Below are 13,191 nucleotides of genomic sequence, written 5' to 3' on the forward strand. Positions count from 1 at the left end.
GGCAGTAGACTTCTAAAACGGGATCTTCACTGCAATCCCGTTGCCGTTGCTGACAAGACTGTGAACGGCTTCCGGTTTGATCTGCACCGATCCGATACTGACGTTCACCAGGCCTTTGAGATCGTCCATCAGCACCGGTGCCTCCGGCAGGGGTGGCCCGAAATCATGGCGATTGTCGTCGCGCCGACCGCAGACCACGATTTCGTCTGCGGCGGATCGTTGGCAGCTCGGCCCGAGCGGCGGCAGCGTGAGCAACAGGTTTCGCGTCGCTTCCGGGCCGGGCGGCGCCTCCGGCAGGATCATGACCTCGGCCGCGGGCGGCTCGATCATCAGGCGTTGGTCGCCACGTTCATGTCATCAGCCTACCATAGTCCCGATCGAACGTCGCCGCCATTTCGGCTGGCCGGTTCGGGTCCTGCTCATGGACTGCGTGGAAGCGAACCGCTCCGAGTTCCAATCGTGGCGGTCCAGCCGGCAGGAACCATCTCCGAAGGCGCGTGCGCCACGATAGGCAGAGTGGCCGACCATCCAGGTCTCGCCGGCGGCTCCGGACCTCATTTTCGCATGGGCAAAATTCCCGCTTCACTGTCATAAAGTGGTTCATGTCTCCGGCTATGCAGGGGTACGGGAGGATGCAGGCAGCTCTTGCCACTGGCGGCACTTCGCTTCGCGCGGAACGCCGGGTTCCATAGGCGCGAAGAAGGATTGTCCAGACCGATGCGTTCATTTCTGTTCGCGGCCCTCTCGGTCGCCGCCGGCATTTGGGCCGCGCCCGCTGCAGCGGGCGATGCCCCGAAACCCAAATTGGTGGTCGCCGTCTCGGTCGACCAGTTTTCGGCCGATCTGTTCGGTCAATATCGCCGGCATTTCACCGGCGGCCTGGCGCGGCTGGCGAACGGCGTCGTCTATTCGTCCGGCTATCAATCCCATGCCGCCACCGAAACCTGTCCCGGCCATGCCACCATCCTCACCGGCGTGCGGCCGGCGCGATCGGGGATCATCGCCAACAATTGGTTCGATCTGCGCGCGGCACGCGCCGACAAGAATATCTATTGCGCCGAGGACGAGCGCGTCCCCGGCACCAGTTCGGAGAAATATGAGGTCTCCACCGTTCATCTGAAGGTGCCGACGCTGGGCGACCATATGAAGCGCGCCGACCCGCGTAGCCGGGTGGCGGCCGTCGCCGGCAAGGATCGGACGGCGGTCATGATGGGCGGCCATGACGTGGACCAGCGCTGGTGGTGGAGCGGTTCGGCCTTTACCGGACCGGGCACCTCGCCGGCCGCCGCCCGTGCCAACCACCGCGTCGCCGAAGCGCTCGCCCGGGCGCAGGATCCGCTGCCGCTGCCGGCGCCCTGTGTTGCGCGCCGTCGCGCGGTGGCGATCGATGGCGGCGACCGCCAGGTCGGGGCCGGGCAGTTCGGTCGCGCGGCCGGCAACGTCAAGGTCTTTCGCGCCTCGCCGGAACTGGACCAGGCGACGCTCGATCTCGCCTCCGGACTCCGTCGGGAGATGCGTCTTGGGGAGGGCGAAGCGAGCGACCTCTTGATCGTCGGCCTCGCCGCCACTGATTATGTCGGCCACACATTCGGCAATCAGGGCAGCGAGATGTGCCTGCACCTGCTGGCGCTGGACCAGGCGCTTGGAGAATTCTTCCAGGAGCTGGATAGGACCGGCCTCGACTATCTGGTCATGCTGACAGCCGATCATGGCGGCCAGGACATTCCCGAACGAAACCGCGAGCATGGCATCACGGAGGCGGCCCGCGTCGATCCATCGCTTTCATTCGAAACGGTCGGCAAAAGGCTGAAGGAGAAGTTTCGGCTGAAATCGTCTCCGCTCCATGGCGAGCTCGCATCGGGCGACATGTATGTCGACCCGACGCTGAAGCCCCGTCTGCGCCGGAAGGTGATTGCGGAAGCGGTGCGGATCTACCGCGCCCATCGCGATGTCGCCGCCGTTCTTACGGCCGACGAGATCGCCGCGGCGCCGCAGCCGGTCGGCCCGCCCGACCGCTGGACCTTGATGGACCGCGCCAAGGCCTCCTTCGATCGGGAACGAAGCGGGGATTTTCTGGTGATGCTGAGGCCCAGGATCGTCGCCTATCTCGACACGAAAAACTATCTCGCGAGCCATGGCAGTCCCTGGGATTACGACCGGCGCGTCCCCATCCTGTTCTGGCGCAAGGGCATGGCGCCGTTCGACCAGATGCTCGCGGTCGAAACGGTCGATATCATGCCGACGCTGGCCGTCCTGCTGAAGCTCCCCATCCCGCCGGGCACGATCGACGGCCGCTGCCTGGACCTGGACGAGGGACCGGAGTCGAGCTGCCGCTGATCGTGAATATGGGCGCAAGATGCGTCTCACTGAGCTGTCGTGCGTTGCCGTTCGCAGAGGAGAAAGGGCTCATGTTGAGAAGCGTCAATCCGGCCACCGGCGAGCAGATTGCGGTCCATGAGGAACTGAGTCCCACTGCGCTGGAGCGGAAGCTCGACCTTGCCGCCTCGGCCTTCCGGCGCTGGCGCGAGACCAGCCTCCAGGACCGTGCCGATTTGCTCGGCAATATCGCTTATTGCTTCGAGGAGAATAAGGACGCGCTGGCGCGGATGGCGTCGCTGGAGATGGGCAAGACCTACAGGTCGGCCAACGCCGAGGTCGAAAAGTCGGCGGCGGGGTTCCGCGTCTATGCCGAGCGCGGGCCGGACATGCTGGCGCCGCGAATGCAGCCTTTGACGGGCGGCGGCACGGCCGAAACGCGATGGCTTCCCCTGGGGCCGGTGCTGGCGGTCATGCCGTGGAATTTTCCCTATTGGCAGGTGGTGCGCTTCCTGGCGCCGGCGATCATGGCCGGCAATGTCGGCCTGCTCAAACATGCCAGTATCGTCCAGGGCGTGGCGGGACTGCTGGAGGAAATGGTGCTCGCGGCCGGCGCTCCGGAGGGCCTGTTCCAGAATTTGGCGATCAGGTCTTCCGCAGTGGCGGCCATCATCGCGGACGATCGGGTCGCCGCCGTCACGCTGACGGGCAGCGAGGGCGCCGGCAAGTCTGTGGCGGAGGCGGCGGGCCGCAACCTCAAGAAGGTGGTGCTGGAGCTGGGCGGCTCCGATCCCTTCATCGTCATGCCGTCCGCCGATCTCGACGCGGCGGTGAAGCAGGCGGTGACGGCGCGCATCCAGAATAGCGGTCAATCCTGCATCTGCGCCAAGCGGATGATCGTCCATGCCGATATTTACGATGCCTTCCTGGAACGGTTCGCCGACGGGATGCGGCGGGTGAAGGCGGGCGATCCGTTCGACGAGGCGAGCGACATGGGGCCGCTGTCCAGCCTCGAGCAGCGCGACACGGTGTTGAAGCAAGTTGAGGAGGCGAAGGCGCTGGGCGCCACCTTGCTGTTCGGCGGCGAGGCCCCGGAGGGTCCGGGCGCCTTCCTGTCGGCGGGCGTCCTGACCGATGTGCCGCTGGACAGCCCGCTGATGGCCGAGGAGATTTTCGGACCGATCGCGATGGTCTTCAAGGCGGCGGATCTCGACGATGCGATCCGGATCGCCAATGACATTCCGTTCGGCCTCGGCTCGTCGGTCTGGACCAGGGACGAAGCCGAACAGGAGCAATTCATCCGGCGCATCGAGGCGGGGATGACGGCGGTCAACCAGATGCTCGCATCGTCGCCCGAGGCGCCGTTCGGCGGCATCAAGAGGTCGGGACATGGCCGTGAGCTCGGACCCTATGGCATGCACGAATTCATGAACCTGAAAACGATCATGCATCCGGCCGCCGGATCGGTCGCGGGATCCGTCGCGACCGAATGAGCGACGCTTCCACCTTTCCTTTACCAGCGCCCGATTAGGAGCGGGCCCGAACGCGACAAGGAAGAGGCGTGACGTGAAGAAATACGAGGTTTGGGGACCGGACGACAAAGGCGCGTCCATTCTGCTCGGCTATGTGAATGCGGACGTTCCGGCGATCGGCGACACAATGTTGGTCCGATCCCAGATCCGAGAGGTCGAGAAGGTGTGGCGTCATCATGTCGGGCCGCAGGCGACCCAGCGCGTCGGCGTGGGCGCGCCGCTGGACCCATAGTCCAAACATTCGAACAGGGCCTGATTCACGTCACCGGTAGAAGCACACGACCAGGCTCTCGGCGACGCCTGAGACGCGGCCTCAGGTCACTGTATCAGGACGCCGAGAAATAGCCGTACCAGAGCACCAGCAGCACCATCCGGGGCGCGAAGGCGCTGCCGCTGAACGCGGCCAGGGCGATGGTGATCAGCGAAGCCGCGCCGCCGGTGGCGAGAGCCAGCAGCAAAGGCTCGGCCGACATAGCCGGGAAGCAGGCGGGAAACGCCATAAGCAGGGCCCAGAGGATGCCGGCAAGCACGAAGGCGGCACGGCGGTGCCAGGGCGTTAGCAAAGTGGTGCCGGCCAGTGGGCGCAGGCCGCGTGCTTCGGTGCGGCCGGCCTGGGCCGTGAGCGCGAAGATCAGCAGCAGCAAGGCCGCCGGGCTTCCGGCGCCGCGATAGTCTCCGCCGAGTCCGAGCAGCGCGACGATCGCCGCCAGCAGCATGAAAAGCCGGCCGCCGCCGATCAGCCGGAATTCGGCCTTTACGAGGCCGATGAAGGGGACGGCTGCCGGGAGTGCGGGCGGGGCTGCAGGATCGGCCGGCGCCGGCGGGCGGGTGCGTGCGAACCAACGGGCGATACGGTCCCGCTTGCGGATGCGGTTGCGGGCGATGTGCGGCTGGTAGACCAGACCCGCGAAGGCGGCGAGCGCCACGGCGATCGCCGCCCAGCTGAGGCGGGACGCCATATAGCCGGGGGCGTGAAGCCCGGCCATGGCATCGAGCGGCACGCGGCCCGGTTCGATGTCGGTGGAGCCGATGCTGAATTGGCCCATTTCCTTCGGGTCCGGCCCGGCCAGCGGTCGAATGAAGCCGGCGGAATCGATCATGTTGGTGGCGTAGGTCGATTTCAGATAGGCCGGATCCGTATCGCTCATCGCGGCGGGCACCGCGATGGAGGCCAGCCAGAAGCAGAAATAGAGGAATTCGCCGAAACCGCGGCGCGTGATCCGCAGGGAATCGAAGAAGATGCGGATCCCCGCCAGCAGCATCAGCGGCGGCGCCGCGACCAGCCACAGCGCCATCGTGATGTGCCAGACGTTGAGCGGTCCTGAACCGATCAGCCAGCCGAGGAACCAGCCGGCAAGGGTCAGCGCGGCGAGCATGGCGAACAGGATCGCGACGTCGGCGGCGAAGCGGCCGAGCATGATCGCGACCCGCGAAGCCGCGGTCACTTCCTCGATCTGCCAGGGCTGAACGCGGGTGACGTTGGACCGAAGGTAGAGAAAGCCGATCGGCAGCAGCAGGGTCGACACGACGATGCCCAATGTGACGCCCAGCGTCGGCGAGGTCATGAAGGGAAGGTGGCCGCCGATCGCGACCTGGATTCCGGCGCCGTCGTCGGGCGCGATCATGAAGCGGGCGCCGACCGGGGCGAGCAGCAGCAGCAGCCACAGGCCCCAGCTGTAGGAATAGCGGCTGAGGCTGGTGACGAGCGACGATCGGGCGACGGCGACGGCGCTCATGCCGGGATCACGCGCCCTTCATCGACCCTCAGCACCTGCGTCGCATATTGGGCGAGTTCGTCGGCCAGATGGGTGGTCACGATCACGGCCGCGCTCTTGGCCTGCTCGATCACCTGGGCGCCGACCCGCCGGGCCGTCTCGCCGTCCAGCTCTGCCGTCGGCTCGTCGAGCGCCAGCAGCTTGGGTGCTCCCAGCAGGGCCTGGGCGAAGATCAGCCGGCGGCGCATGCCGCCGGAATAGGTGATGATGCGGTTGTCGATGTCGGAATGCAGGCCGATCGCGTCGGTGATCGCGCCCAACTGGCGATCGGCGGCGACGAGATCCAGGCCCTTGAGCGCCGCCATGTGCATGGCGAAGGCGCGGGCGGAGAGATCGTCCGGCAGCTCGACCGCCTGGGGCGCGTAGCCGAGCGAACGGCGCAGGGCGGTGCGGGCGGCGGGGAGGGGCGTGCCGTCCCATATTATCGTTCCCCGGCTCGGCCGCTCCGCACTGGCGAGCAACCGGAGCAAAGTCGACTTGCCGGCGCCGCTCGGCCCGATCAGCAAGGTGAGCCCTATCGGGAAACCGGCCGTGACGTCGTCGAGCACGCGCTTGCGGCCATAGGATTTTCGAACCAAATCGAGCTGCAAAAGGGTCATGGAAGTGTGCTAGTGTGCTAATACGCTAGCAGCAAGCCCTGTTTTCGCCGCGCCCGGCGCCGTCCTTTATCGGGACGCGCCCGACATGGGTCGGTCACAGCCTTCAACTGCGGGTGTTGGACCCGGTCACCGGCTCGACGACCCGCAGCCGTGGCGCGGCCTGGCATTTGAATTGCTGCTCGCGGCTGCCACGCCCCATGTCGAGTATTCGCCCGGGCGACGCCGTTCCGGACAGGATGAACGCTTCGATCTTGTCGGTTTCAATCATATTCGGCCTCGTTCGTGGCAGGCGGACTGGCGAGAGGGATGCGCAGATAATTGCTTTCGAAATCGCCCGCCCGGGCCAGCTTCTTCCAATCGTCGATGATCACCGAACGCTTGGTGCGGGAAATCAACCCTTCCCGATCCAGCGCGCGCAACATCCTGTTCACATGTACGGAGGTTAAACCCGTACAATCGGCAAGTTGTTCCTGTGTCATCGGCAATTCATAGGCATTGTGCCGGCCCAGGCCCGCCGCCTCCAGCCGCAGCGCGAATTCGCACAGCAGATGCGCCATCCGCGTCTTGGCATCCCGCCGGCCGACATTGGCGATCCATTCCCGGAAGATCGCCGCGTCGACCAGCGTGTCGTACCACATAGCCCTGCCGATCGTGGGCCGGTCGAACGCGATCCGCCTGACGGCGTCGGACGGGATGAAGGCGAGGTCGCAATGGGTCAGCGCCTGCACATTATGATCGGCCGTGCCGAGCAGCGAATTTTGCAGGTCGATGATGTCGCCCGACATGTGGATCGAGAAGATCTGCCGCATGCCGCCGCTCACGATCTTGTGCCGGTAGGCGAAGCCGGAACGGAGCAGGCAGGTGCTGGACGGCTGGGCGCCCTCGCGGACGATAATCTGGTTCGGCGCCATGGTCGCGAGGCTGTGGGGCAGGGCCAGCAAGGCGGCGCGATCCTCGTGGTTGAACGAGGCCCATTTGCCGAGCTTGCGAAGCATGGGTTCCAACGGGGATTGGGCGGAGTCCGACATGTCGCTTTTGCTGTTTTGACGGGTTGATGCGAGCCGGGCGGAAGCCGGCGGCTGGTGGAGCCGGGCTTGTGCAACATGTTCAAATAGAATGCATTAACCCAGATCAAGCCACTTGCCGGAAGCGGATTGGTGACCGATCGGCGAAAAGGAATCCGTTCCTTCAGGCCCTGTGGGCGGTCGGCGCTTCCAGTCGGGCGCGGGCTCGGTGAAACTGGCTTCGACGGTTCGTCGCCGGCACCGCTCGGTTCGTCTTTCCGCGTGCGGGCAAATGGTCCGGGCGCGCGCCGAGCCGATTCACGCGCCGCGGAAAAAGCTGTTAGCCTGCAGTGGGATGGGGAGTGGGCAATGGTTACCGATATGGAGATACTCGTCGTCGACGATGAGCCGATGATCCTGTCCATGTTGACCGGGGTCTTGGCAGGCGAAGGCTATCGGGTGACCAGCGCCGTCTCGGGCGCGGATGCGATCGCGCGGCTGGCATCGAACGATCACCGGATCGGCCTGCTGGTGACCGACGTCAATCTTGGCGAAGGCGTCGATGGACTGGAGGTCGCCGCCGCGCTCCATCGGCGGGATAGCGCGATCGGGACCATCTTCATGACCGGCGATCCGCCGCGGCAGCATCGGGACCGGGCGCCGGCCGGCGCCGTCTTCCTGGAAAAGCCGTTCCTCCCTTTCGAACTGGTCGACGCGGTCCGCCGTCTCCGCCAGCCCGAAGCGGCATGAGCCCGCCGCCCACGCCCATCGCCAATACGCCATTTCTTGAAGGAGCAACCAGGTTCTGATGAATGTCCAGGAAATCAAGACTGTCGAGCAAGTCGACAACAAGGCCGACCGCTTCGATGCCTTGATGTGCTGCGTGGGGCATCTGCTCTACGAATGGAGCATGCTCGAAAAGGCGCTGGTGGACGAGATACGCCGGTTCCGTACCAAGGGCGGCGACACCGGAACGTCGCTGCGCATCCGGAGCTCCGCCACCGAACGCCTCGCGGAATGGCGGGCGCTGTTGAGCCGGCCGGCGCGGCGGGATCAGCAACTGGCCGATGAAGTGGCCGATCTTTCTTCCTCGTTCGAACGGCTGCGCCGCGACCGCAATCTCATCGCCCACCATTTCGAGGGTGCGGCCGAGGCGGCGGACACGCGCCAGCCCTTCATCACCTGCGGCATGCCTCATGCCGCGGGCTCCGGCCGCGACTTCGCGCGCGCCGACCTGCTCGGCATGATCGACCAGATCCGCAATTGCGGCGCCCGACTGACCAAACTGGGCGCCAAGGTCCGCGAGGAAAGCTGAGGAGCGGCATGCCGGTGCCGGCTCAGGCGCAGCCCTCCACATATTGGATGCTCGGCCCGCCGGCCTGGATGGTCTCGACCGTGCCTTCTCCGCCGAGCACGTAGCGTATGCCGCGCGCGGCCACGTCCTGCACCCAATCGTCTTTCGGGCCCGTCGTCCACCAGGTCAGATAGGCGGCCGGCGGATCCTGATATTTGTGGGGGGAGGTGACGAGCTCCGCGCCATAGGCCTTGGTCACCGCCGCCGCATCGTCGCCGACGCGCAGGCCGCGGTCCGTCGCGATAGGAGAATCGTCGATCAGCGAAACGCTCGTCAGGCGGCCATCCTCGATCATCACCAGCATGCCCTTCGGCGCGCGTTCCGGCCGGAACTGGTCGCAGCTTTCGGGGTCCGGCCCGCCGACCGCATCGGGATTCGCGTCCGGGCCGAGCACCCGGGTGACCTCCGCCAACGTCATGCCGATCCGCAGCGGACCCCAGCCTTGGGCGGTGAGGGGCGCCGACGCATTTGCCATCGGCTCCGGCTGCAGGTCCGCTTGCGGCGGAACCGGCGTTGCGGGCGCGGCAGGATCGGCCGCATCGGTCGACGATTCGGCCTGGTTGGCGCTTCGTTCGGGCGCGCAGGACACAAGCAGCAGGGCGCCGAGGGCCATCGAATAAGTCGGCAATTTCATTATCTTCCCCTTCACTTCGTCCGGCAGGTTGCACCTGGCCTTCTTTGCTTTCGCTATTTTCGGGTCATCGGAGGATTCCAGCCGACTTGAACAACTATGCCATTCCAACGCAGCGGCGCCAGTGCGGTTGCGCCGAGCGGTCGCGATCGCGCCGCGGCGCTTGCCCGCGCCGGTTCATCCTGGCGCAAGCATTCCTGCAGGAATGTCGGCGCGCCGCGGCACGGGATGAAGGAGCAAGACCCATGGGCATCACGGGAAGAGTTGCAGCGATCGGATCGGGCCTGGCTGCACTGGCATGCGGCGGCGCGATGCTTCATGCCCAGCCGGCACCGCCTGCTCCCGCCGCCGATGCCGCGCCTTCCGGCGAAGAAGCCTTCGACCCCGTCCTCGCAAAGCAAATCGTGGAAAAGCTCGCGACCGCGCTGGAGGAGAATTTCGTCCGGCCCGAAACCGGAAGCGCTTATGCGGCAGCTGTGCGTGCGAAGGCGGCGAGCGGCGCTTATGCCCATTTCCCCTCCGCCAAAAGCTTCGCGGAGGCGGTCACCGCCGATCTGCAGGCGGTCGCTCCCGATCGCCATTTGCGGCTGTTTCCGCCCCATGCGCTCAACCTTGGCGGCGCCGGCGGCGGGCCTCCGCCGGGATCCTCGATCGTCAAGAGCGGCTGGGTGGGCGACGGCATCGCCTATATAAGCTTTCGCGCCTTCTTCGGCGATGAAAAGACCTTGACGGATCTGCGGAAATTTCTCGCCGACCATGCCGCTGCCTCCAGCCTCATCATCGACGCGCGTGAGCATCGCGGCGGCGGGCTCGCGGAAATCGACCTTCTGTTTGCGCAGCTCTTCGCCCAGGAGACCGAACTGGTCCGCATGGATACCAGGCTGGCGATCGAGCAGAGGGGCGAAGAGGCTTTCGGCGACGGCCCGACGCTGAAGCGCCTCCAAGGTCCGCCGACGGTCGTCCGGCGTGCCCATGTCGCGCTGCCCGATCCGCATGGCAGCACCCTCGCCAAGGCGCGCGTCTTCCTGCTGACGTCGGGCCGCACGGCCTCCGCTGCCGAGCATCTCGCCCTTTCGCTGAAGCGCACGCACCGGGCGCTGCTGATCGGCGAAACGACGCGGGGCGCCGGTAATTATGGCCACACGGTCGATCTTGGCGGCGGCTATGGCGCCTTCATCCCCTTCGGACGTACCTTCGATCCCGATACGGGCGAAGGCTGGGAAGGGGTCGGCGTAAAGCCCGATGTCGAAGTGCCTGCCGACAAGGCGCTGGACGAGGCGATCCGCCGCGCGAGCAGTCCGGCCTCGGCCCTATAGGGCGGGGCTCGGCAAATCAGGCTCCATTCAAAAGTCTGGCGCGCGCTGCGTTAAACGTGACGCAATTCGCACGCTCTAAACCTTTGTCATCGCATCGTGAAAAGCTGAAAACCGGTACCCACTTTTCAGCACGATGCTTTAGCGTCCGCCGCCGCCGGGGCCGCGCGGCTTGCCCCCACTCGGCCTGCCCCCACCCGGCCTGCTAGCGCCCGGCCTGCCGCCTCCGCCGGGAGGGCGCGGCCCGGAAGGCTTGCCGGGTCCCGATGGCCGGTCTGGGCCGGATGGGCGCCGCTGGCCGGGCTTTCCCGGCCCGCCGCCCGGGCGCCCGGAGCGCGGGACATCGTGGCGTGGCGGCGCGTGCCGCTGCGGCGGCGCGTCCGCATGGGAAACCGAATAGCCTTCCTTGAGCAACCGGTTGAAGGCGGAGCGGACATTGGCCGTGATCGCCGCCTGCAACTCCTTGGGAAGATCGCCGAAGGTCGAATTGGCGTGGATGGCGCCTATGTCCCTGAGCAGGGTGTTGGGAACGCCCTTCGACGCGCCCTTGAGCGCGTCGAGCGCATCGACGACGGCGGCATAGAGGATGTCCTGCATCACGTCGGTGGCGGATCTGGCCATGGGAAACCTTCGAATTCGCAAAGCGGCGGAAGTGCCGGCGCATGCGTTAGACGCGATGCGTGACGGTTTCCACCACATAGAAGTGGATCGGAATCGGACCTTTCTCTTCGTACCCGCTTAAGGGTTGGGCAAGCATGGTTCCGCCAGCATCCGGATCATGGACGCATTCCTCACCTTCGCCGCGAAGATCCTGACCAACGAAAGGGCCGCTACGGCGATCGAATATGCTTTGATCGCGGCCCTCATCTCGCTGGCCTGCATCATGGCCTTCCTCAGCCTGGGACTGAACCTGTCCAATATCTTCACGACCGCGTCCGCCGCCATGCGCGGCGGTTGAGGAATTTCCTCGCGGAAATTTGTCACTGGCGTGTCTAGACTGAATCGGCACGGTTTCAGTGTGCGAAGTCGAGGAACGATGGGCGAGGACCGGCAGACGAGGGTCGCGGACTGGGTGAAGCGCGAGGTGCTGCCTTGCGAGCATCTGGTGCGCGCCTGGCTCGCGCGCTCGCTCGTCAGTCACGCGGACAGCGACGATCTGATCCAGGAAGCCTATTGCCGGCTGGCCAAGATCGACGATTTCGAAAGCATCGAGCGGCCCGATGCCTTCTTCTTTCAAACCGTGCGCAACTTGCTGCTGAACCAGATCCGCCACGCCCGCATCATCCGCATCGAGACGGCGGCGGAGCTGGACGATCTCGGCCTGGCCGACGAAGCGCCTTCGCCGGAGCGGATTGTCGGTGCGCGGCGCGACCTGGCCCGCGTGCGGGAGCGCATCGACGCGCTGCCGGAACGGTGCCGGCGGATTTTCGAGATGCGGCGGATCGAAGGCCTTTCGCAGCGCGAGATCGCGGCGCGGATGGGAGTCAGCGAGAATATCGTCGAACATGATACGGCCAAGGCGATCAAGCTGGTCCTGAAGGCGCTCAGGCGGTCCAGCGATGTGGCGGCGGCCGAACCCTATTTGCGCACCAGGCTGCGTTGAGGATTTGACAGGATGAGCAGGCAGAGCGCGGAAGCGATCGAGGAGGAAGCCGCCGAATGGCTGGCGCGGATCGACCGGGATGGCGAAACGCCCGAGCTGATGCAGGCGCTCGGGCAATGGCTGCAGGGCGATACGCGCAGGGAAGGGGCGCTCGTCCAGGCGCGGGCGGCCTTCGCGCTGCTGAACGATCATTTCTCGGGCGTCGACCCGAATGAGGAGGAGGCGATCGATGCGCCGGTCCGCGCAGGCACGATCGGCCGCCGCCGGCTGCTTGCCGGCGGCGCGGCGGCGCTGGCGGCATCCTTCGCCGGCGGCCTGTTCCTGTGGCGCAACGGCGAAACCTATCGCACCGGTCTCGGCGAGGTGCGCCGGATTCCCCTGGCCGATGGATCGGTTGCGGCGATCAACACCGAAAGCGTGGTCCAGGTCGCGATGGCGCCCGATCTTCGCAGGGTCGAGGTCAAGAGCGGCGAAGCCTGGTTCCAGGTCGCGCCCAATCCATCCCGGCCCTTCCTCGTCGAAACCGGACGCGTGCGGGTGCGGGCGATCGGCACCGCTTTTTCGGTGCGGCGGCGCGAAGGCGGTGCCGACGTGCTGGTGACGGAGGGCGTCGTGGAGGCCTGGGCCGACGGCGCCGAAGGCAATGTCGTCAAGCTGGCCGCCGGCAACCGCGCCTTCGTGGCCGACGATGCGGCGATCGCGGTCGCCGCCAGCGCCCCGGCAAGCGTCGACCGCGCCTTGGCCTGGCGCGCCGGACAGATCGACCTGGACGGCGATCCGCTCGGCGAGGCGATCGAGGAGTTCAACCGCTACAATCAGCGCAAGCTCGTCCTCGCCGATCCCTCGGCGGCCGGCGAGCCTTTATACGGCATCTTCAGGATCGACGATCCGGAAGGCTTTGCCAACGCGATCCGGCACGGGCTCGATCTTCCCGTCCAGACCGCCGATCCGCGCCGCATCGTCATCGGCGGGCCGCGCCGGCCGCAAGAAAGTTCGCGGAAAAGCTGAGATTGCGTGTCTAGACCTCCGAAGGGTGTGAAGAAGCGCCGGCATCGAGGGGGAAG

At 66.2% G+C, this 13,191-nt stretch carries 16 protein-coding genes; 9 read left to right on the plus strand and 7 right to left on the minus strand.

Annotated features, from left to right (window positions below):
• Positions 1-12: 12 nt before the first annotated feature.
• A complete protein-coding gene (locus tag RQX22_RS14430) occupies positions 13-330 on the minus strand; it encodes a hypothetical protein (RefSeq protein ID WP_315727253.1) in 318 nt (105 codons plus the stop codon).
• Between the two features lie 387 nt (positions 331-717).
• Here RQX22_RS14430 and RQX22_RS14435 point away from each other — a divergent pair, with 387 nt between their 5' ends.
• The 3 genes from RQX22_RS14435 to RQX22_RS14445 all read left to right on the plus strand — a co-directional run bounded on the left by RQX22_RS14435 (position 718) and on the right by RQX22_RS14445 (position 4,080).
• Entirely contained in the window at positions 718-2,337 is a 1,620-nt protein-coding gene (locus RQX22_RS14435; protein ID WP_315727254.1) for an alkaline phosphatase family protein, read from the plus strand.
• Between the two features lie 71 nt (positions 2,338-2,408).
• A complete protein-coding gene (locus RQX22_RS14440; RefSeq protein ID WP_315727255.1) occupies positions 2,409-3,809 on the plus strand; it encodes an NAD-dependent succinate-semialdehyde dehydrogenase in 1,401 nt (466 codons plus the stop codon).
• 73 nt (positions 3,810-3,882) lie between these two features.
• Positions 3,883-4,080, plus strand: a complete 198-nt coding sequence (locus RQX22_RS14445) for a hypothetical protein (protein ID WP_315727256.1) — start codon at positions 3,883-3,885, stop codon at positions 4,078-4,080.
• 94 nt (positions 4,081-4,174) lie between these two features.
• Here RQX22_RS14445 and RQX22_RS14450 read toward each other — a convergent pair whose 3' ends face one another.
• The 4 genes from RQX22_RS14450 to RQX22_RS14465 form a co-directional block, all read right to left on the minus strand.
• Positions 4,175-5,584, minus strand: coding sequence for a hypothetical protein (locus tag RQX22_RS14450; RefSeq protein ID WP_315727257.1), 1,410 nt, complete (start codon positions 5,582-5,584; stop codon positions 4,175-4,177).
• Positions 5,581-6,222, minus strand: coding sequence for an ATP-binding cassette domain-containing protein (locus RQX22_RS14455; RefSeq protein ID WP_315727258.1), 642 nt, complete (start codon positions 6,220-6,222; stop codon positions 5,581-5,583). The genes RQX22_RS14450 and RQX22_RS14455 overlap by 4 nt, the downstream gene beginning before the upstream one ends.
• A gap of 103 nt (positions 6,223-6,325) precedes the next feature.
• Positions 6,326-6,490: a hypothetical protein gene (locus tag RQX22_RS14460; protein ID WP_315727259.1), complete on the minus strand. Its 165-nt coding sequence runs from the start codon at positions 6,488-6,490 to the stop codon at positions 6,326-6,328.
• Positions 6,483-7,217, minus strand: a complete 735-nt coding sequence (locus tag RQX22_RS14465; protein WP_315727260.1) for a Crp/Fnr family transcriptional regulator — start codon at positions 7,215-7,217, stop codon at positions 6,483-6,485. The genes RQX22_RS14460 and RQX22_RS14465 overlap by 8 nt, the downstream gene beginning before the upstream one ends.
• 378 nt (positions 7,218-7,595) lie before the next feature.
• Here RQX22_RS14465 and RQX22_RS14470 point away from each other — a divergent pair, with 378 nt between their 5' ends.
• A complete protein-coding gene (locus RQX22_RS14470; protein ID WP_315727261.1) occupies positions 7,596-7,976 on the plus strand; it encodes a response regulator in 381 nt (126 codons plus the stop codon).
• A 58-nt stretch (positions 7,977-8,034) separates the two neighbouring features.
• Positions 8,035-8,541 (plus strand): hypothetical protein, encoded by a 507-nt coding sequence (locus RQX22_RS14475; RefSeq protein ID WP_315727262.1) that lies wholly within the window; start codon positions 8,035-8,037, stop codon positions 8,539-8,541.
• A 22-nt stretch (positions 8,542-8,563) separates the two neighbouring features.
• On the opposite strand, the gene RQX22_RS14480 is transcribed toward RQX22_RS14475, so the two are convergent.
• Positions 8,564-9,214 (minus strand): hypothetical protein, encoded by a 651-nt coding sequence (locus RQX22_RS14480; protein WP_315727263.1) that lies wholly within the window; start codon positions 9,212-9,214, stop codon positions 8,564-8,566.
• Between the two features lie 242 nt (positions 9,215-9,456).
• On the opposite strand from RQX22_RS14480, the gene RQX22_RS14485 reads away from it, so the two are divergent.
• A complete protein-coding gene (locus tag RQX22_RS14485; RefSeq protein ID WP_315727264.1) occupies positions 9,457-10,527 on the plus strand; it encodes a S41 family peptidase in 1,071 nt (356 codons plus the stop codon).
• Between the two features lie 138 nt (positions 10,528-10,665).
• Here RQX22_RS14485 and RQX22_RS14490 read toward each other — a convergent pair whose 3' ends face one another.
• Complete coding sequence (locus RQX22_RS14490) at positions 10,666-11,145, minus strand: hypothetical protein (protein WP_315727265.1); 480 nt, start codon at positions 11,143-11,145, stop codon at positions 10,666-10,668.
• 157 nt (positions 11,146-11,302) lie between these two features.
• Here RQX22_RS14490 and RQX22_RS14495 point away from each other — a divergent pair, with 157 nt between their 5' ends.
• The 3 genes from RQX22_RS14495 to RQX22_RS14505 all read left to right on the plus strand — a co-directional run bounded on the left by RQX22_RS14495 (position 11,303) and on the right by RQX22_RS14505 (position 13,135).
• Complete coding sequence (locus tag RQX22_RS14495; protein WP_315727266.1) at positions 11,303-11,482, plus strand: Flp family type IVb pilin; 180 nt, start codon at positions 11,303-11,305, stop codon at positions 11,480-11,482.
• 78 nt (positions 11,483-11,560) lie between these two features.
• Positions 11,561-12,127 carry an RNA polymerase sigma factor gene (locus RQX22_RS14500; protein ID WP_315727267.1) on the plus strand — a complete coding sequence of 189 codons (567 nt, stop codon included), beginning with the start codon at positions 11,561-11,563 and terminating at the stop codon, positions 12,125-12,127.
• Positions 12,128-12,139: 12 nt separating this feature from the next.
• Positions 12,140-13,135: a FecR family protein gene (locus tag RQX22_RS14505; RefSeq protein ID WP_315727268.1), complete on the plus strand. Its 996-nt coding sequence runs from the start codon at positions 12,140-12,142 to the stop codon at positions 13,133-13,135.
• Positions 13,136-13,191 lie beyond the last annotated feature (56 nt).

The organism is Sphingosinicella rhizophila, from assembly GCF_032378825.1.
Taxonomy (GTDB): Bacteria; Pseudomonadota; Alphaproteobacteria; order Sphingomonadales; family Sphingomonadaceae; genus Allosphingosinicella; species Allosphingosinicella rhizophila.